The sequence below is a fragment of the Nocardia sp. IBHARD005 genome (genome assembly GCF_052814245.1).
Map to the genome: position 1 here is coordinate 1,786,648 of NZ_CP199935.1, position 17,928 is coordinate 1,804,575.

Annotated in this window: 19 protein-coding genes; 4 read left to right on the forward strand and 15 right to left on the reverse strand. The window is 65.7% G+C overall.

Annotated features, from left to right (window positions below; translation table 11 throughout):
* Window position 1: 1 nt before the first annotated feature.
* The 13 genes from ACTWPB_RS08350 to ACTWPB_RS08410 all read right to left on the reverse strand — a co-directional run bounded on the left by ACTWPB_RS08350 (window position 2) and on the right by ACTWPB_RS08410 (window position 12,461).
* Window positions 2-1,639 (reverse strand): hypothetical protein, encoded by a 1,638-nt coding sequence (locus ACTWPB_RS08350; protein ID WP_446225109.1) that lies wholly within the window; start codon window positions 1,637-1,639, stop codon window positions 2-4.
* Complete coding sequence (locus ACTWPB_RS08355; RefSeq protein WP_446225110.1) at window positions 1,636-3,132, reverse strand: SCO6880 family protein; 1,497 nt, start codon at window positions 3,130-3,132, stop codon at window positions 1,636-1,638. The genes ACTWPB_RS08350 and ACTWPB_RS08355 overlap by 4 nt, the downstream gene beginning before the upstream one ends.
* 73 nt (window positions 3,133-3,205) lie before the next feature.
* Window positions 3,206-4,864 (reverse strand): hypothetical protein, encoded by a 1,659-nt coding sequence (locus ACTWPB_RS08360; protein ID WP_446225111.1) that lies wholly within the window; start codon window positions 4,862-4,864, stop codon window positions 3,206-3,208.
* Window positions 4,861-5,550 (reverse strand): hypothetical protein, encoded by a 690-nt coding sequence (locus ACTWPB_RS08365; protein ID WP_446225112.1) that lies wholly within the window; start codon window positions 5,548-5,550, stop codon window positions 4,861-4,863. Before ACTWPB_RS08365 ends, ACTWPB_RS08360 begins: the two co-directional genes overlap by 4 nt.
* Before the next feature lie 14 nt (window positions 5,551-5,564).
* Entirely contained in the window at window positions 5,565-6,317 is a 753-nt protein-coding gene (locus tag ACTWPB_RS08370) for a hypothetical protein (protein WP_446225113.1), read from the reverse strand.
* Window positions 6,318-6,333: 16 nt separating this feature from the next.
* Window positions 6,334-6,777, reverse strand: coding sequence for a hypothetical protein (locus ACTWPB_RS08375; RefSeq protein ID WP_446225114.1), 444 nt, complete (start codon window positions 6,775-6,777; stop codon window positions 6,334-6,336).
* Window positions 6,774-7,061, reverse strand: coding sequence for a hypothetical protein (locus ACTWPB_RS08380; protein WP_365060841.1), 288 nt, complete (start codon window positions 7,059-7,061; stop codon window positions 6,774-6,776). Before ACTWPB_RS08380 ends, ACTWPB_RS08375 begins: the two co-directional genes overlap by 4 nt.
* 23 nt (window positions 7,062-7,084) lie before the next feature.
* Window positions 7,085-7,627, reverse strand: coding sequence for a hypothetical protein (locus ACTWPB_RS08385; protein ID WP_446225115.1), 543 nt, complete (start codon window positions 7,625-7,627; stop codon window positions 7,085-7,087).
* A complete protein-coding gene (locus ACTWPB_RS08390; protein WP_446225116.1) occupies window positions 7,624-8,235 on the reverse strand; it encodes a hypothetical protein in 612 nt (203 codons plus the stop codon). Before ACTWPB_RS08390 ends, ACTWPB_RS08385 begins: the two co-directional genes overlap by 4 nt.
* A gap of 20 nt (window positions 8,236-8,255) precedes the next feature.
* Complete coding sequence (locus ACTWPB_RS08395; RefSeq protein WP_446225117.1) at window positions 8,256-9,329, reverse strand: C40 family peptidase; 1,074 nt, start codon at window positions 9,327-9,329, stop codon at window positions 8,256-8,258.
* Between the two features lie 164 nt (window positions 9,330-9,493).
* On the reverse strand, window positions 9,494-10,792 hold the full coding sequence (locus ACTWPB_RS08400; RefSeq protein ID WP_446225118.1) for a cutinase family protein: 1,299 nt from the start codon (window positions 10,790-10,792) through the stop codon (window positions 9,494-9,496).
* The gene (locus ACTWPB_RS08405) at window positions 10,792-12,198 is read right to left on the reverse strand and encodes a hypothetical protein (RefSeq protein ID WP_446225119.1); all 1,407 of its coding nucleotides are present in this window, start codon (window positions 12,196-12,198) and stop codon (window positions 10,792-10,794) included. Before ACTWPB_RS08405 ends, ACTWPB_RS08400 begins: the two co-directional genes overlap by 1 nt.
* On the reverse strand, window positions 12,195-12,461 hold the full coding sequence (locus tag ACTWPB_RS08410) for a hypothetical protein (RefSeq protein WP_446225120.1): 267 nt from the start codon (window positions 12,459-12,461) through the stop codon (window positions 12,195-12,197). The genes ACTWPB_RS08405 and ACTWPB_RS08410 overlap by 4 nt, the downstream gene beginning before the upstream one ends.
* A gap of 762 nt (window positions 12,462-13,223) precedes the next feature.
* Here ACTWPB_RS08410 and ACTWPB_RS08415 point away from each other — a divergent pair.
* The 3 genes from ACTWPB_RS08415 to ACTWPB_RS08425 all read left to right on the forward strand — a co-directional run bounded on the left by ACTWPB_RS08415 (window position 13,224) and on the right by ACTWPB_RS08425 (window position 16,104).
* Complete coding sequence (locus ACTWPB_RS08415; RefSeq protein WP_446225121.1) at window positions 13,224-13,586, forward strand: hypothetical protein; 363 nt, start codon at window positions 13,224-13,226, stop codon at window positions 13,584-13,586.
* Between the two features lie 104 nt (window positions 13,587-13,690).
* Entirely contained in the window at window positions 13,691-14,743 is a 1,053-nt protein-coding gene (locus tag ACTWPB_RS08420; protein WP_446225122.1) for a DUF6545 domain-containing protein, read from the forward strand.
* Window positions 14,740-16,104, forward strand: coding sequence for a cytochrome P450 (locus ACTWPB_RS08425; RefSeq protein ID WP_446225123.1), 1,365 nt, complete (start codon window positions 14,740-14,742; stop codon window positions 16,102-16,104). The genes ACTWPB_RS08420 and ACTWPB_RS08425 overlap by 4 nt, the downstream gene beginning before the upstream one ends.
* Before the next feature lie 17 nt (window positions 16,105-16,121).
* Here ACTWPB_RS08425 and ACTWPB_RS08430 read toward each other — a convergent pair whose 3' ends face one another.
* Complete coding sequence (locus ACTWPB_RS08430; RefSeq protein ID WP_446225124.1) at window positions 16,122-16,526, reverse strand: hypothetical protein; 405 nt, start codon at window positions 16,524-16,526, stop codon at window positions 16,122-16,124.
* Window positions 16,523-17,194 (reverse strand): hypothetical protein, encoded by a 672-nt coding sequence (locus ACTWPB_RS08435; RefSeq protein ID WP_446225125.1) that lies wholly within the window; start codon window positions 17,192-17,194, stop codon window positions 16,523-16,525. The genes ACTWPB_RS08430 and ACTWPB_RS08435 overlap by 4 nt, the downstream gene beginning before the upstream one ends.
* Window positions 17,195-17,525: 331 nt before the next feature.
* Between ACTWPB_RS08435 and ACTWPB_RS08440 the strand changes: the two genes are divergently transcribed.
* The gene (locus tag ACTWPB_RS08440; protein ID WP_062986479.1) at window positions 17,526-17,762 is read left to right on the forward strand and encodes a helix-turn-helix transcriptional regulator; all 237 of its coding nucleotides are present in this window, start codon (window positions 17,526-17,528) and stop codon (window positions 17,760-17,762) included.
* The last annotated feature ends 166 nt before the right edge of the window (window positions 17,763-17,928 follow it).

Consider the following 17,928-nt stretch of genomic DNA (forward strand, 5'->3'; position numbering starts at 1 on the left):
CTCATGCTGCACGGTTGCTCCGTTCAGAGGCGGAGCCGTGGAGTCCGCTGAAGGCACCATCGGTGTTGTAAAGGGTGAGTTCTTCTGGTGTCAGGTCCACGTTCACGGGCAAACCCATGCGTGAGCCGGATTTGATGAGGTACTTGCCTCGGCCGGGGTGACGTTGACCGGGCACCCAGGTCGGTGGCGCTGACCAGCGCGTCACCAACTCCTTCTCGCCGGAGGTGAACGGCGAAATCGAGTGCAGCCGTTCCATTTCGGCGTTGTCGAGCCCGCCGATGACCTTGATGGCGTTGCGGGCGACCATGCCTTTGGCTTTAGCGCGGTCGGCCTCGGTCGGCAGCGCCTCCAGGTCGGTGATGGAGTGCGTCGACTGGACCGATACCACCCCGCGTCTGCGGTTGAGTCGGGTCATCCGGTCTGACTTCTCGACCAAGCCCGGGGCCGCGCGCAACGCCCGCCACAATTCGTCCTGGGGCTGAAAAACATTGCGGCGTTGCCCGGCGGCTTGCTTGCCCTCGATCAGGCCCGCCGACCACGCCCACGCGCACATCATCGCGGCGGCCACCACATCGTCGCCGTCGTCCTCAACGGCCCCGAGCGACAGCGAGATCGCTGGTAGGTCGGCGTCGAGGGAGAAGCTCGACGGCCGGTCGAACATGCCCTTGATCGGGCCCTCACACAACAGGACCAACGTGTTGCGCAACTCCCGGATCTCGCGCCGGTAGTCGTGCTCATCGCGGGCTGCCACGACGCGCAGCAGCGGATCGGTGGCGGAGTCGAGGATCTGTACCAGCTCGGGGATCGTCGGGTCGGGCAAGCCGTAGCGTTGGCTGGCGGCGTCGGCCTGGTCGACGGTCATCGCCAGCAGCAGCCGCTCGGTGGCGGTGAGGTCCTGACCGCCGACGATCGTGATCAGCGATTCCAGCAGGTCCAGCCGACGGCCACGAGCCTGGGAGACCAGCTGCTCGCGTTGGGTACCGATCGCCGCATTGATCGCGCCGCGCAGTGGCCCGAGGTCGAGGGGGTTGAGGCTGTGCAGCCCGCGTCCGATGCGGAACACCTTGCCGTCCAACGCTTCTACGATCGGGGTGTATTCGTCTTTGATGTCGCCGGGGATTACCGCGGCAAACCCGAACGCGACGAGTCCAACGAGTAGCCGCTTGATCGCGGTGGATTTTCCGATGCCGGGCTGTCCCTGCACCCACAGGCCGGTGTTGGTGACCAAACCGTCGACCAGCCACTGCGAGGGGTCGAGTCCGATGGGTTCGGCGGTATGCAGATGACGACCGAACGGGACACCGCGCACCCGTGCGCCCGACGCTGCCGGGAACGGGTACAGGCCCTGGACCTGGGTGGTCGTGCCCGCGAACAGACGACCGGCGTCGACATTGTGGGCGTACCCGCCGAAGGGGCGATGCTCCCCGCGCGCGTCGGGAATCGGAGGCAGGGAAGCGAAAGGCGCGAACGGGTTGAACGGTTCCTGGCCAGGTTCATCAGGATCGAGCAGTTCGGGGCTGCGGTAGGCCGGGACGACTCCCAGTTTGGCCAGCCAGCGTTCAGCCAAACCTGCACGGCCTGCCGCCCGATGCAGCCGAGCGGCTGCCTCGGCTTCGGTGACAACTCCGGTGCCGCTCACCCTAGCCACCTCTGTGCGGCACTGCGCGAAAGTCCCGAGGTCGGCTCGATGCCGTAACCGAGCGAAGACGCGAATGCGGCGGGCTGCGCCCCACGGGCCCGACGGAACTGCAATTTGGTGGCGCTGACCCGATCCTCGACATCGGCGCAGGCCGCTGCGAGGGTTTCCTCGCTGCGCACTGTGGTCGTGACGTACATGGTGAACCGGCCAAGACCCGCGCCCATCGACTCCTCCTGCGCGGCCTTACGTGCGCGCACACGATCGTCGAATTCTCTCTGGGTCTCGTCCTTTTTCGTCTTGGTGTTCCAGAGTTGGCGGAGTTTGCCGCCCTGAATCTCACGCTCGACGATGTCGGCAGCGGCAGCGGCGCTGTAGGGCCGGTAGACCATCGAAAAACGGCGATAGTACTTGCCGGGGCTGACCAGTTTGAGCAGGATATGTTGGCGCACAACGCTGCTGGGCATTCCCTTGAGTACCCAGGTCACCGAATAGCCGGAGTCGTGGTAGTAGACGTCTTTGGTGGTTTCGGTGCGCAGTGCGCTTGCGTCGGTCCAGGTCAGCAGTTCGTCGTCGTTGTTGTCGGGGGTGTCGGAGAGGAAGATTCGGATGGCAGGGTCGACCGCGGCGCGGATATTGCGGATCACCGACGCGGTGGACGCGCGGTCGGTCACTGTCGCCCCGGACGCGGCGAGGGCGGACTCGATGCGCGGAAGCCACCGTACGACCTCGGCCGCGCCCTCGGAGAGGGTCTTGGGTTGTGGGGATGCCTTGGATAGATCGAAGTTCACCGTGACCCGCATCTGGATGTCGGCGGTGGTCGAACGCGACTGGTTGACGGCCTTTTCCATGATCTTCTTGGCAAGCGCGGGCGCGTTTTTGCCGTCGCGCTCCATACGGGCCAACGTGTAGGCGCGCTGGTCGACACCGCCGGTCGGGGATGACTCACACGTGAAAACGACTGAGGAGACGATCGGGGTAAACCCGAGATCGGCCAACCAGGCGCCGTAATTGCGGACCCAAGCGTTGGTGTCGGAGCTGTCGGCCAAGGTGATGCCGACCGGGGACACCCTCAGCACCGCCGACAAGATGCCGGTGCGGCGGTTCCAGATCAGGCACTGAGTGCCCCCGCGACCATCTTCGACGGTCAACGGCATCAGTGGCGCCAACACGCCGGGCATGTTCTCCCCGCGCGGCACCTCTTCGAGCACGTCGGCGGCGTAGGCGTCGCTGTTGTGCCGATTGCCCCACCACGCCCTGACGTTCCAGGTCAGATGCTCGACGACGGTACGTCGCGAGTCGCCCATCGGGACGATCGTCAGCGCCAACACGGGGATGGCGATGAACAGGCCGATGAAGGCCAGGAACAGGTCGATGAACGTGGTGAAGGCCAATCCCACTACCGAGGCCAGGATGATGGCCGTGCCGCTGGTGCCGAGACGGCCCAGCCCGAAGCCCTTGACCTCGCGGAATCCGCCGTAGCCGGTGTCGCTCATTGTGTGCCCCTAACGTGTGCCGCCTGCCGTGCGGCGTATGGATGTGTCCTGATTTGGTGAGATGTGTTGGCGCTCATCGCTGTTCGGGTCCTAGGTCGTCACCGGTCATCTCCGCGCCGACATCGTCGGCGGCTTCGACGGCCGAACTCGCCGCTGAGAGCCCGGCTTGGATCGCCATGGAGACCCCTCCGGTGGCGGCTGCGCCCGCAGCTCCTGTGGCGGCGGTGGACCCGCCGCCGGCCGCGGCGGCTCCACCAGCCTCAGTGGCACTGGCGACGTCGATGCCACTGCCGCCGCCGCTCGGTGTGGAGGGTGTGCCGGAGGCATCGGGATTCTCGGGTTGCGGGCTGGGTCCGGCTTCGAGTTCGAGTCCGGAACTGCCGGTGCCGAGGGCCTTGGGCGCGGACCCCGATTCCAGCTGGGCCTGTCCGCCGCCCGAGGTCAGGGCAGAGGTGCCCCCATTGCCCGGCGACGGGTCGGGCTCGCCGCCGTTGGGGCCGGTCGCGGACATGAAGCTCGCGAATCCATCTCCCCCCGAGGAAGAACCTGAACTGCCGCCGCCCATGGCCGCAGCGGCGCCGAGCGCCCCGCCTGCCAGACCGCCGACCGCGAGGCCGAGCGCGCCGGAGCCTCCGCTGACGTGCATGCCCATGAAGTCGAAGAACTTCAGCATCGCGGGCAAGGCGATGACCGCGAGCGCGATCACCATCAGGCCGGTGACCAAGGTTGTGAGCGATTGCTCTTGGCCGATGAGCGCGAAGCCCAGGGAGTAGATGTAGGCCGCCATCGGCTTGTAGAGAACCAGCGCCACGCAGGTGGCGGCGATGCGGGGGAACCACTGCCGCCCCCATGTGGTGAGCTGTCCGGCGGCAGCGAACAAGATCAAATTGAATAATACGATGATTCCGGCCTGGCGGATGAAGCCCATTACCCACTGGATCGCGCCGAGCAGGAAGGCGACGATACCGAGCAGCAGCACGCCGCCGGGGTTGCCGATGGTGGCGGTTCCCAGCATGGCTTGGACTCGCTGGCCGAACTGGTTGGCGTCGGTGTCGATGAGCTGGCGGGCGAAGTCGTCTCCGGCGTTGATCGCACCCGACAGCACGATCAGTGCCATCGAGGAGATAACGATGTATTTGACTCCGCCGACCAGGATCTGAGCACCCGGTTCGGTGCGCCGGGTCACCATCATCACCATGGAGCCGGTGAGGATTCCGGCCATCATGATGAAGAACACGACCTTCTGGACCGGCGCCTTGTCCGCCATCACTCCCGCATACGACAGGCTGATCGAGTCGGTGCCGATCCACCAGGTCATCGACTCGACCAGCAGGTCACCGGAGAACTTGCCAATGGACTCGGCGGCTTTGCCAAATGCCGAGTCCACCGCTTTGCCGATCGCGTTGTCGGCGGCGTGGCCCGGGTTCAGGTCGATCGTGGTTTGCGCTGCGCCGTTGTTGATTTGGGCCCGGAAGAGGGTGTCGTCGTTGGGGTAGAGGTAGCCGGTGTCGGGTTTGGCCTCGCACCCGGGGAATTGGGAGTGCTGCGAGCACCAGATCACGCCGTCGGTGTCGCGCCAGCTCTTCTGTTCGGCGCTCAGCTCCGACAGTTTCTGTGGCATATCCGGTGGTGGTGGCGCGGCCGAGACCAGCGTCGCGGGGCCCATCAGCAGTGCCAGCAGCAAGCCCACGAGCACGATGGGCCGCAGCATCGTTGGTGTGTTGGTGCTCATCGCTGTGCCTTCTCCTGGAAGGTCGTGAACCCGTTGAGGGCCGTTGAGTTCGGTAGTTCGGGAAGGCCGGAATCGACCTGGTAGACCCAGTCGTTGCCGTCCCAGAGCGCGGCGCGGCGCGCGAAGTCGTAGCCGCCCTTGTTGGACGGGACCGCGAAGTAGATCCGCGCGAAAGTCGTTGTGTAGGAGACAAATTGGAACGCGAACGGCTGACGAAAGGCTTGTTCGAACTCTTCGGCGGACAGGTTGCGGGTCTGGGTAATCGCGTTGCGCACCTGCTGTTGCTGGCCGAGGTCGGCGCGTACCTGGGTACCGAGCAGCTGCTCGTAGCGGGTATCGGTCAACACCCGGGTGGAGATCTGCCACGCCGCGACAAGCGCACCCTGCGGGGTGCGGCTGTAGCCGTGGGCACGCGGACCATCGACCTGGGCGGGCCCGTCCACGCCGAACGGCAGCCGGACACCGTTGATCAACTTCCAGTCCAGCTCACGCGGCGGCGTCGCGGTGGCGACTGCGCCAGGCGTGGGTGATGTAGTGGGATGGGTTGTCTGGTCGCGTATTACGGCGACCGCGACAATTCCGACGACGGCGACCAGGACGGCGGCCACGGCCGCGAGGAACCAGCGGCGCGGTGGGCGTGGGTCGCGGGGTGCGTGGTGGTCGGCAAATTCCCGGGTGGTGAACATCGAGGTTTCCTTTGCTACAGCGAGGTGAATCCGGTGAGGTCTGTCGCTTCGGGCAGTGCCGGGGCGCTCAGATCGCTGCTGTAGCGCCAATCGCCGTCACGCCAGACCACGGCCTGACGGGCGATCCGGTAGGTGCCGGAGGTGCGGGGATAGGCGTAATAGATGGTTGCGGCGTCGTCGGTGTAGGCGCCGACCTTGAATCCGGCGGGCTGCACGGTGCTGGCCTGCACGGCGGCCGGGTCCAGCCGAGGCTGGCTGGTACGGGCGGTGAGGATCTGGTGACGGTCGGCGGACGAGACTGCGGCCTGAATGTCGAGGACGCGGGCGAAATCGGGGGAGTAGAGCAGTCGCATGCCGATCTGCAGTGCCGCGACGGTCGCGCCTTGCGGGGTGTGGGCGTAACCGGTCGCGACCGCCCCGTCGATGTGGGAGGGCCCATCTGACCCTGTGAACGGCACGGGTGCGCCGTCGACGCGCTGCCAGGACAGCCCCTGGGGCGCGGCGGTCAGCCAGTCCGGGTCGGCAGGGGAACGGGTGACCGGGATCTGGGGGACCAGCGAACCCTTCGCGGCGGTCGTCACGACAGTCGTCGAGGCTGTTGCGATTGCGTCGCCTGGTGCATCGGTCTCGCCGTGGAAGCCCACGCCGACAAGGGCGAGAGCGCCGACAACGGCGAGTACCGCCGCGCAGATCGACCCGATCAGATACGCGCGGCGCGCTTTCGCCAGGCCAGCGGTTTCGCGGAACTCGGAAGTAGTCAATGACATTGGGGCTCAATCTCTTTCATAGAAATACGTTGATGACGGTGTAGGCCGACCCGGACAGCACGGTGGCGCCGAGCACGACCGGCAGTGAGTGCAGGGCCTTCTTGGCTTGCTCGGAGCGACCGCGAATCCCCACCATCAGCACCGCGGCGGTGATCAGCACGCCGCCGACCGCGCAGGCGAGTGCGAGGGTGCGCATCCAACCGAGCGAGTCGGCGATGAAGGAGTCCAGGTCCTCGGGAGCCTCGGCGGGATCTCCACCGAACTTGTCCCATTGCACGCCGCCGGTTGCGGGGTCGCGGATGGGAATTTGTTCTCCGCCGCCGCTTCCCGGGCTTTGGGGACTGAGCTGCTGACTGGTCGGCGGGGCCGGTGTGGTCGTCGGCGGCTGAGCGTCTACGACTCCGGCACCCGCAGTGGTCAGGATCGCGGTGAGCGCGAACGCCCAGAGCGACCGTTTCACCGAAACGCCTCGATGATCCCGCCCGCGCCGCCGGTGATGACGATGCCGAGGATGACCATCGGCAAGTGGCCCAGAGCGTTTTTGGCGGTGTCGCTGCGACCGCGCAGGCCCACGAACAGCATTCCGGCCACCGCGAGCAACCCGGCGAAAGCCAGTGCGTAGCAGAGGGTTTTGGCGTAGCCGAGCGTGTCGTTGACGCGATCGCCCAATTCGCCGGGCAGTTCCTTCGCGGGCGGATTGGGGACTTGCGCCAACCAGTCGGCGGCCAGTAACAATGTGGACATGGGAATTTCCTTCTCGTGATCGGTCAAGACACCCGCAGGACGGGGCGCTCGTGCTCGCCCTCGTCGATGGGGTCCGGCTCGGATGTGGCTGTGATGGTTGGGGTTTCGCGCTCAATGGCGGTGCGCACCGCCTGAACCAGCTCGTCGCGGAACTTGCGGGCAGGTCCGGCCCATCGATAGGTCTTGCGGTCGGCATCGAAGACACCGGTAGTCAGCAGGTCCCAGGGGTTGTCACTGGCAGCCAGCGGTGAGAACCAGCCGAGCCGCAGCACCGGGGTGTTCAGATTGGCGGCGGCCATCTTCAGTCGGCGCTGGACAACCGAGGGCCAGCGACCCTCGCTGTCGGCGATGACGACCAGGACCGGGCGCGTGGGCATCCGCTGGGCGGTGGTGATGGCCCAGCTCACCGCGACGGCGGTCGCGCGGGTCACCAGGACGTCGACAGACTGGGTGCCGTTGGCTTCGATGACGCCGACATCGGTGCCGTCGAGCAGATGTGCCACTGTGGTCGTGCCGACGCCACCGGCGATTCCGCCGATCACCGGGCGCCGCGGTCGCGCGCTCATCGCGCACCCACCTGGGACACGCGCCAGCCGGCGCCGACCTTGACCAGCGCGAGCCCGACCACCAAGTGACGCTCCGGCAGGGGCTCGTTCGCCGTGCTCACCCTCTGGGTGACCTCGAGTAGTCGCGTCGCGGAGATCGCGGTGTCGGCGGGCGCGCCGACCTCCGCGCCAGGGCGCACGCCGTCGGCGGGCACACTTAGTACCGCTGACCGTGCAGTCAGGTCGAGCCAGTCCGCTCCCGGGCCCGATATCGGTGGATAGTCGCGCAGCAGCTGTGTGAGCCGGGGTTCGAGCAACGGGGCCGCGCGCAGTTTGGCGTCGTGAGGGGACAGATCGCGGGTGGTGTCCCACCCGTACCAGATCCGCGCCACGGCGACCGTGACCGCATCGACGTCGGTGTCGTCGACCGGGCCGACCTCGACGGGAAGTGCGGTCGGAGCCGCCAGCGGTGTCGAGGGCGGTGTCACCGGAACCCGCGAGGTGGTTTCGGCCGGAGCCGCGACCGATGTCGTCGGTGTCGGGGTGGTCGTCGGCGTGTTGTGGTTCGCTCGGCCCGTGGAGCATGCAGCCACTGCCAGCGCCGCCCCGGCCAGTACGACCGCCTGCATCGTCCAAGTAGTTTTCGGCATCATTGTCTTTGGATTCCTGCTCCGAATCGCCTGATTTCGATTCCTGGCCCCAAATTCGATAAGGGGGAGATTTTCACCTGATCGCCTGATTGGGGGGCTTCGACCATTTGTCCGTCGCCGAGAGCGATGGCGACATGTTGCGGATTTCCGCCGCTCGGAAAAACGATGTCCCCCGGCTGAATATCGTCGGCGTCCACAGGGTGACCGCGTGCGTCATTGAGGATGGAGGTGGTGTAGTGGGGAAGTTGAATAGATTTGCCGCTCGCCTGACCCACGGCGTACAGAACAAGTCCCGAGCAGTCGAAGCCGACTTTCTCGTAGTCACCGAAGGAATCGGCGACACCGCCATCTCGAATTCCCTGTGACGGCCCGTCGAGAGTGCCGCCGCCCCACGCGTACGGCGTGCCCTGCCAGCACAGTGCCGCTGCTGCCACGTTCGTGCCGAAGGCTGCGCCGGGGCGAAATTGGCTGCAATTGGTGAGTTCGACGGTGCTGAGCTGGGTGTATTTGGCCATCTTGGCTTTGACCCCGGGCGCGTATCCCTCGGTCTCCCCATTGACGATCTGGGGCCCGCCAGCGGATATCACGCAGCCGTATCCGCAGTTGTAGGCGGCGAGCACGATGTCGATCAGGTCGCCCTTGATCCGACCGCTGGCCAGGTCCTGCTTGGCCTGTGCGACGGTGGCGCAGTCGAACTTCGCCTGCGCCATGATCGCGTCGGCCGGATCGAAGGGAGAGATCACGCTGTTGCCGTCGGCATCGACGCCGTAGGACGGCCAGGTGTATGGCATGAACTGCGACAGCCCCTGGGCGCCGGCCGGGGAGACCGCATTGGGGTTCCAACCCGATTCCTGCTCGATCTGGGCGGCGATGAGCGGGGCAGAGATCTCCTCGCACACGCTGCCCGCACGGATGACCCACGCCTCGAACTCGGGTGGAACGGTGCCCGTGGCCAGGTTCGCTTGTCCGAAACTCGGATTGTCCCGGTCGCCATCGAGGAAAACCGCGACAATCAGCACGGGAACCATGACGAGTGCGATAAAGGCGGCAACAAGTTTCGATGCTGATTTCATCGATCACACCTCCCCGGACATGTTTGGTGAAAGTTCATATCCACCGGAATGCGGTGGAGTGGAGTTTTCTCCGGCGTAGAGTGCCGCGAGAACTGTGGTAGCTGCCTCTTTCCGCTTACGCCGGGCACTTCCGACCTGGCGTAAGCGGAAAGGAGGTCACCGATTCACAAACCGGCCTGAATTTTCCCGGTCAGCCATTTCACGATCCATTGCGTCGCGGTGTCACCGCTGGCGTTGACCGTGTAGCTGCTCGCGTAGGACCGGTGGGCGTCCAGTAGTAGATAGGACACCGCCTGCGATGCCTGCTGAACGAGTTCGTCTGGCTTGGTAAAACTGACCAAGGCATCGAACTCAGGCAAATTCACAACTGCTGCGAGGTCATCGAGCATCGTCGAGGAAAACACCATCTCCGCCAACGTGATCGGTAGCGAATGCGGCGAAGTCGCCGCAGCCACACCGAGTTTCGTCAGCTCGCCGATCACGGAGCTGGCGGCCCTCGCGAGGACCTGCGGATCGGCCTCGGCGACGTTTTTCACCATCTCCATGCCCCTGCCGATCACGTAGTTCGGCAGATCCTCGGGTGTGAGGTTGAGCAGCGGCACCACCGCCGCGACGACCTTGGACTTACCCGACAGCGAACACACCGTGTCCGAGGGCGCGCACATCGTGGTCACCCGCTCGGCGAGCACGCCCATCCCGCCATCGCGGGTCCCGAGAACGCCCTCACCGCCCGGGTCGGAGCCGACCAACGTCTCGGCCACCGCCGACGACTTGGAGTTCGCCGAGTACGTCGCCGCAGTGCTGGCCGAACCCGACGGGTCAACGGAAGCCGAACGCATCGGGTCCGACAGCAACGCACCGGCCAAGATGCGCGACGGGTCGATCACGCCCCGGCGGTTGCCGATCTCGGAGAGGAAGTCTCCCGCGATCAGAGCGCCTTGGCTGTAGCCCAGCACGACGAACTTCGACAGCGGACACGCCTGAGCCAACTCCGTCGCCCGCGCCTCGAGCGCGGACTTGCCGGTTGCCCGAGACTGGCTGAGAGTCAAGGGGTTTCCCGTCGCGATGCCAGCGATGGGGCCACCAACCTGCGCCACGTACGGCACCTGTTCGGCGCGCACCGACATCGCGCTGGACCTCGGTGCGGCCGTCGCGAGGTCCCGCGTCGAGGACGAGTGGACCGTCGTCTGCGGCGCACTGCCTGCTGCGGCAGTGGGTGCCGAACCCACCGCCGCCAGGAGCGGACCGGTGATCTGGCCGAGCATGCCTGGCACGATTGTGCGGTCGGCGTCGGCACTGGTCTCCCAGGTGCCGGGGACCGCCAACGCGATCACGTCCGAGCAGTCGGTCACCGTCGGTGCCGGTTCGGGATCAGCCCAGGCGGGCACTGACCCAGCCCAAGCCAGCGCCGACGCCAGCACCACCGTGCACGCGGACCGCCGCCCGATCGTCGCGGCCGACATCACCGCACCAGCCCCTGGGCAGCGGCGAGCGCACCGTTGGCCTCCTCGGTCAGCGGACCGAGCTGGTCGGACTCGAACGGAGCCTGCTCGCCGATTGTCGAGGTGATCGCGTCGACGACGCCCGAGGTTTCCGGCGTCGAACGGGCAGCGGTGAGGACATCGCTGGTCACCTGCGCGAACGCGGTATCGACCGGCGCGGCCATTGGCTCGTCCTGCCACGCCTGAACGCCATTTTCGAGCGCGGAGGCGACCGTGTCAGCGGCTTCGGCCCCACCAGGTTGGGCCGTGACCCAGTCCACCGCTGCCTCGCCCGCGGCCCGTGCGGTATCGGCGCCCGCGCGCAGCTGATCGTGCAGCGACAGCTCGGGCGCGCCGGGACCAGGCACGTTCTCCGGCGGAGCGACGAAATCTGAGCCGTCGCCCGCCGTCGCCACTCCGCCGACCAGAGCGCCAACTGCCCCGCCGGCCACACCACCGGCAACAGCGGCGGGGACGCCGAGAACCGCAGCTCCGACCGCAGCGCCGGTCGCCGCGCCCAGCGCGGTTCCCGCCACAGCGGAGGGGACGACACCGACGATCGGCACCGGCACCAGCGTGCCCGCCACAGCACCGGCCGCACCGCCGATCGCAGCTCCGACGAGACCGCCGCCGACCGCGCCGATCGCCGCAGCGGGAACTCCGACAGTGATCGCGCCGATGCCGAGTCCGCTCGCACCGCCCAGGACCATCGCAGCTGACATGACGTCGGCGCGGGAGGCGCTGATCCCCGCCGATTGAAGGGCGGCGTTGGTGTCGCGCTGGGCGAGGGCCACGTGGCCGTTGACCTTCCACGCCACATCGGCGGGCACCCAGTCCGGGCGGTCGATGGTCAGATCGCCGAGCCCGAGTTTCTCCGGGGCAGGAGGAGTGATCACCTTCGGCGGTTCGACTGGGGCCGGTGCGGGCTCCACCACGACCGGCAGGTCCGGCGCAGGCGCGGGCTGGTGTAGTCGCTGCGGGCTCGACTGCTGCTGAGACAGCGCAGTGCCAGTTCCCTGATCGGAGGACGGTCGCGGGTCGCGGTACTGACTCGGATCGCTCGGCAGTGCGGGCGCGGGAATCACCCTGCCTAGCGGGGACTGCTCGGCAGGAGGCTGGATCGGAGCGGTCGGTCGGGTCTCGATACCCGGTTGCGTTGTTGCAGGACCAGCAAGGCCGGGCTGCTGCGTCGGCGCTGCTTGGGCCAACGCCGAGTTCGCGGCCAGGACAATCGCCGCTGCTACCGCCGAGGTCATCGCGACCCGCACAAGGCCGGTGCCCGGTCCGAGCATTCCCGTCATCCGGGCGTTCTTCCCGCCCTGCGCGACGTGGCAATCCCAGATCGGAGCAGTGCGGTTGGCATCGGGTCCGACATCGTTCGCGGTCATGCGGCGGCCCGCCCGGGCACGCTCGAGAGGACGCGCGGGGACGACTTGCCCACGATGCTCGCGGACGCGCCGACTCGGCGCGCCGCAATCACGAACTCCTCGACCTCAACGGCGGGAATATCGTAGAAAAATCGTGCGCCACCGGGAAATTCGACGTGCACGGTCATTGTCGGGATTGTGGACATGTTGATGCTCCATTCAAAAGGCAAGTGGGCATGGCGATGCCAGATACGGATGTGCGCTGAATTGGTGCTGCGGGTCATCCGGTGACACCGCGGAATCGCAATCGGCGACGGCTGGTTGCGCCGCGACAGCATGTGGGCGACTGCCTAGTCGGCAGCCTGTCGACTAGGTCGCTCCCACACCGGCACTTCTCCCTCACTTGCAGTTCAGCGACCGATTTCCGGCCGCGAGATGAAGGTAAATGGCCTGGGGCAAACGCACAATGTGCAGCTCAGAGGGGTAAATCGAAGTAACGGCAACTATCCGGCACGGACCACTACGACCAACTTCGATCAAACTCGATCACATTCGATTGAGTGGGATAGATCACGCATCAGGGGTATTGAGACCGAAATCAGCCCAGGGGGCGGCCAGTGGCCCCGTTATGCGGGATCGAAACCATGGCCAACGCGTGTGATATCTCGCACGGGGATGCACTGGTTGTCGGCGCAGCTCTATGGCAGACATTGCCAGGTCATCACTGCGTTGCGGTGGTCGCATCAGCTCATCGGCTTGCTCTGCGGCCGGGCTTCTGCTGTAGACATCGCCAGGGCGTGTCAGCTATGTACCAGCTATTATGCTGGAGAGCTATTAGTTGAACGGTCGTTTCTATGTGGGTGCGCTGTGGGGTGTGCACAGAAGGAGATCGTGTACAGAATTCGGAGGTCGGGACTGCGGTGGATGAGAGCCGGTTACAGAGCATCTTGGACGGAATCCCGCTAACTCCGCCGTGGACGGTTGGGGAGTTCGCGAGGTACCTGTCCGGGCGTCTCGGCAAGCGGATCGTCTTAGATCCATGGCGGGTGCATGTGCCGTCGGTGTCGCGATGCGGCGCCCTTTGGGTCACGCAGCAGGAGCTTGTCGTCAAGTACGACGCCGCGCGATCCCCTCGCGGGCAGCGGCAGGAGATCATGCACGAGGTCGGTCACGTCCTGCTCGAACACAGGGGTGACGACCAATTCGAGGTGACCGACTCGTTGCTGTCCGAGGGCCTGGACCCGCAACGAGTCCGCGAGATCATGCACCGGAGCCACTTCGACTCCACTGCTGAACGCGAAGCCGAATGGCTGGGAACCCATCTTGCAGGGATGAGCCGCGGGCGGCCCGAGGACATCAGCGGCGCGCGCCACCGCGCGGCATCTGTAATCGAACTGATGTGGCGATGAGTCCCCACCCAAGCCCCCTTCTCGTCGCCGAAGCCACGTCCTCGCTGTCGGAACCGGTCGCGGCGGCGCTGCAGATCTGGATCGCAGTCGTGGTCGTGGCCCGCATGACGGTGCTCATCGAACGCCTGAGCCTTGACTGGGCATTGGCGACGCTGGCGATGTCGTTCTGGTTCACCGCGCTGCTACGGGACCGCGCCGTTCAATCGGTGCTGACACGCTGGATCGCACTCGCTGATATTCGCCTTGCCACCCACGCGGCTGCACTGTGCGCGGCTGGCGCTCTCGTGTGGATCGGGCTGTTGTGGCATGCGCGAAAACCCGTGCGCGACAGAACAATAGCGCTGATCTGGGTCGGCGTCGCGGTGCTCGTCGTCGCGCTAGCATGGATCTCGGCCCCTGCGCGCGCGGCCAATATCGCGGTCGAGGAGCTTTCGGGCTGGCGGCCCGGGGTCTACCTGATGACCTATTCGATGCCTACCGTGCTCGCCGAGCTGATGATTTTGGTCACCGCTGTGAGTTTGGTGTGGCATTGGCGCCAGAGCCTCGCCCGCGCGGTGTTCGCGGGCGTCATCATCGCCTGTATCGCCGTCTCCCAGGTCGACGCGTGGACTCGAATCCTCACAGGCTGGTTGATCACCGCGGGAGTGCAGAACGAACTCACTGTCGACCGGGCGGGCACCAATGATCTGTTTTTCCTGGCCCCGGTCGCGCTGCTGATGCTGCTGGCTTTGCCTTCGATCGCCACGTCCCTGGCGATCCGGCTGCGCCGAGACCCCGCCTCGCGCAATATCGCGGTCCTCGAGCCGATGTGGGCGGACATGATGGACGCTCGCCCAGAAATGCGTCTGCACGTCAAAGCGCGCAAAACACTGCCCCAAGTGACCGAACACCGCATGCGCATCGAGATCGAAGACACGATGATCTCGGCCGCCCCCTATCTTGCCGGTCTGGGCCCGCGCCCGGACCCGTCCCAGGTGTGCCAGGCGCTGCGCGCCGCCCTGGACGCGGGCGAAGCGGGCCACCACTACCAGGACGCGACCGCGCCGGAGTGGGTGGGAAACGAAGCGTTCGTACTCAAGATCGCTCGCCAATGGAGCAGGACCCGTCCCGGCCCTGACCGAGCCACAGAACCACATCCCAGAGAGGTAACCGCATGACAGTGACGAAACCTACTGCGGCGCAAACAATTCCGCACCCTCCCAAGCGGGTGCCGATCCTCGGTGATGTGCTGGGCATGGATCGCAAGAAGCCGAACCAGAAGACGCTGTGGCAATTCAGCCAGCTCGGGCCGCTGTATCGGCGCACGTTCATCGGCGGAATCCATCTGACCTTCGCCGGGTCCTCAGAACTCATGCGCGAGGTCATCGATGAAAAGTCATGGCAGCGCCACTTCGCCCGCCCGTACGAAAAGCTGCGCGCCATCGCAGGGAACGGACTCTTCACCGCCTCGAACGATTCGATGGAGTGGAAACGCGGTCACGAGGCGCTGATTCAGGGATTCGTGCCCGCCGCGATCGCCGACTACCACGACGCCTTCGTCCACGTGGCGGAGCAGACCGCGCAGTGGCTCGGGCAGGGCCGCACCGTCACCGACACCGCCGCGATGATGGGCGATGCCGCACTGGAAGCCATCGGGTTGGCCGGATTCGGCTACTCCGTCGGCGCGTTCACCGACCGCGAGAACGGCCGCAACCCGTTCGCCGACGCCCTCACCCGTGTGTTCGCCTACGCCCAGGAATCGGCAATCCCGGTGGTGGGCAAGCTCACCGGGGGCAAGCGCGCACGCCAAAACGACGCGGACGTCGCCTTGATGAAGGGCGTGGTGTCCGAGGTGATCGAGGCGCGGCGACAGTCCGGAAAGCGATACCCGGATCTGCTCGACCGCATGATGTACCCCGTCGACGGGCCAGCGCTGCCCGACGACAACCTCATCGAACAAGTCTTGACACTGTTCGTCGCCGGACACGAAACCACCGGCAACCTATTGGCTTTCGTAGCGCACTTCCTGGCCAAAGACCCGGAGCTCGCCGCACGGGTACGAGCTGAGGCCGCCGCGCTGACCACCAACGGCCGCATCGCCTACGACGACGTCGCCAAGCTCGAGGTCACCGACGCGGTGATCGCCGAAGCGCTACGGCTCTGGCCCGTGGCCCCGGGATTCTTCCGCGAAGCACGCCAGGACACCACTCTCGGCGGATACCCCATCGCCGCGGGCGAATGGGTGTTTGTGTTGCTGTTGGCGGTGCACCGCGATCCGGCCGTGTGGGGGAGCGACGCGAACGAGTTCCGCCCCGATCGCTGGCTGGGTGGATTCCGGCCCAAGCCCTGGGCATATCGTCCGTTCGGCACTGGCCCGCGCGCGTGTATCGGCCAGGCTTTCGCGCTACACGAAGCGAAACTGCTGATCGCCTCGTTGGTGCGCGATTACGAACTCACCGCACACGGCGAACTGGATGTCGAGGAGAATCTGACGCTACGCCCGGCGAATCTGAAAATCGGGTTCCGCCGCATCGAATGACGCAGGGCAGGGCTGAATTACCGCCTGCGGGCAGGAAGTGCGCGCAGATCGGCGATCAGCTCCCTGAGCTTGTCGCGGGTCAACGCTCGCGCCGCAACGTGCTGCACCCCGCGATCACGCGCCAGGGTCCACAGCTGTAGTCGCAAGTCGATATCCAGATCCTCGTCGCCGACCGGAAGCAGGTAGGCCACATCGGTGACACCACACAGTGCGCACAGCGCGTCCGCGACCTCGCGCGTGACCTCCAGGACCGAACCGGTGCGCAGAGCCGCGATTTCGGCTGGATCTACTCTGCGCCCCAGCGCTTCGGTCAGCGCGGCGGCGATCTGCTCGTTGTTCATCGCCGGTTCGTCCCATCGGTGCGAATAGGCGATCATGCGGTCGATCTTCCCTGCCAACGACAGTGCCATGAGTGTCCTCACCGGTTGATCCGTCGGGTTGCCGACAGTGTCTTCTCCATCTGTGACCACCGCTGCGCGAACTCCCCGGCGCGCTCGGACTCCGATTCCGGCAGCCGCCCCAGTAGCCAGCGCAAGTACAACAACTCGGTGTGATCGTCGGCGGTGGGTGCCTGCGGCGCGCGGCGCAGATAGTGGCCCAACAGCATCTCGATGGTGGCCGCGCTCAGTGTCCCGTCGAAGCGCTGATGCTCGATATCGGCGATAGTCCACGCTCTCAGCATGCGGTCAGCGATGGTGTTCATGCCTTCGACCAGCGGCGCGAGACGTTCGTCATCACCCGCGATCTCGGTTACCCTCTGCGCCATCCCTACCGTGTCCTGGAACAAGTTGGCCGGGATCGGAACGTAGAGCACCTTTGACGTCGGCTCGGGCGCGTCGGCGACGTCGATGACCCTCGGGGGTAGGTGCTTGGTGAAGGCGTCCGATGCGGAGCCGTCCTTCCATTGCAGCACCGTGTCCAGCCTGGGCAGTGTGAGGCCGCGGAATTGCACGGCCAGGCCGTTTTCGATCTTGTCGATCGTCCTTGGGTTCAGTCCGACAGCCGCGTGAACCGCCTGCTTGGACAAGCCCAGCTCTTCACGCCGTGCCTGCACTACCTGGCCCAGGTACTCGGGGTGTCGTGTAGTCATCGCCTCGACTCTGTGTAGAAGGGCTCGCAGAACGGGCTGCTGTACCCATGTTGCTGCCGATGCTACATGACTTGAGTGGGTACTTCATAGCCGAGCGATCCGTAGTTACCTCCGTCATATTCAGGCGCAGCCACGGGTAACTACACAGACTTACTGCTGATGATGTGTACTTGGATGGTTGAAGATCTGCACTAACGTGCGTACTATGGTGGTGCAGCGACAGGTAGCCGCATGTCAGACCTCCGATGTGACGCCCGTGCCGTGGACCTGCTCCGTACCGGGCTAGCTCACAGGCGTCATCCGGCTACCACTTCAACTAAGGAAACAGGCAATGGACAACACCAACGACATCTGGCTGACAAGCAAGGAAGTCGCATTACGCCTCAAGGTCGAGGTCTGCACGCTGGACAACTGGGCCTACACCGGCACCGGTCCCGACTTCATCAAGCCGGGACGTATACGCCGCTATGCCCTGGCCGACATCATCGCGTGGGAGGACCGACTACGAGCCGAAGCGAAACTTCGACGGCAAATCGCCCAGGCCAACGTCCGGCGTCACGTCGCCTAATCGCTTCCAAGCTGAGGCGTCAGCAGAGGCTTGCCTGATCGACGCATGGGCCTCGCTGACAAGTCCTTGCAAATGGCGCACAAGCGCTACTCGGGATCTCCCGCGCAATCGTCGCCATCATCCACACAACTAGGTATGAAATGAACACCCACCCCGACAGCAACGT

What these genes read in the sequence shown, in the direction of transcription:
- ACTWPB_RS08355 (WP_446225110.1), bottom strand. Translation starts at nt 3,132, where the DNA reads ATGAGCGACACCGGCTACGGCGGATTCCGCGAGGTCAAGGGCTTCGGG.
- ACTWPB_RS08360 (WP_446225111.1), bottom strand. Translation starts at nt 4,864, where the DNA reads ATGAGCACCAACACACCAACGATGCTGCGGCCCATCGTGCTCGTGGGC.
- ACTWPB_RS08365 (WP_446225112.1), bottom strand. Translation starts at nt 5,550, where the DNA reads ATGTTCACCACCCGGGAATTTGCCGACCACCACGCACCCCGCGACCCA.
- ACTWPB_RS08370 (WP_446225113.1), bottom strand. Translation starts at nt 6,317, where the DNA reads ATGTCATTGACTACTTCCGAGTTCCGCGAAACCGCTGGCCTGGCGAAA.
- ACTWPB_RS08380 (WP_365060841.1), bottom strand. Translation starts at nt 7,061, where the DNA reads ATGTCCACATTGTTACTGGCCGCCGACTGGTTGGCGCAAGTCCCCAAT.
- ACTWPB_RS08385 (WP_446225115.1), bottom strand. Translation starts at nt 7,627, where the DNA reads ATGAGCGCGCGACCGCGGCGCCCGGTGATCGGCGGAATCGCCGGTGGC.
- ACTWPB_RS08390 (WP_446225116.1), bottom strand. Translation starts at nt 8,235, where the DNA reads ATGCAGGCGGTCGTACTGGCCGGGGCGGCGCTGGCAGTGGCTGCATGC.
- ACTWPB_RS08395 (WP_446225117.1), bottom strand. Translation starts at nt 9,329, where the DNA reads ATGAAATCAGCATCGAAACTTGTTGCCGCCTTTATCGCACTCGTCATG.
- ACTWPB_RS08400 (WP_446225118.1), bottom strand. Translation starts at nt 10,792, where the DNA reads ATGTCGGCCGCGACGATCGGGCGGCGGTCCGCGTGCACGGTGGTGCTG.
- ACTWPB_RS08405 (WP_446225119.1), bottom strand. Translation starts at nt 12,198, where the DNA reads ATGACCGCGAACGATGTCGGACCCGATGCCAACCGCACTGCTCCGATC.
- ACTWPB_RS08410 (WP_446225120.1), bottom strand. Translation starts at nt 12,461, where the DNA reads ATGACCCGCAGCACCAATTCAGCGCACATCCGTATCTGGCATCGCCAT.
- ACTWPB_RS08420 (WP_446225122.1), top strand. Translation starts at nt 13,691, where the DNA reads ATGACGGTGCTCATCGAACGCCTGAGCCTTGACTGGGCATTGGCGACG.
- ACTWPB_RS08425 (WP_446225123.1), top strand. Translation starts at nt 14,740, where the DNA reads ATGACAGTGACGAAACCTACTGCGGCGCAAACAATTCCGCACCCTCCC.
- ACTWPB_RS08435 (WP_446225125.1), bottom strand. Translation starts at nt 17,194, where the DNA reads ATGACTACACGACACCCCGAGTACCTGGGCCAGGTAGTGCAGGCACGG.
- ACTWPB_RS08440 (WP_062986479.1), top strand. Translation starts at nt 17,526, where the DNA reads ATGGACAACACCAACGACATCTGGCTGACAAGCAAGGAAGTCGCATTA.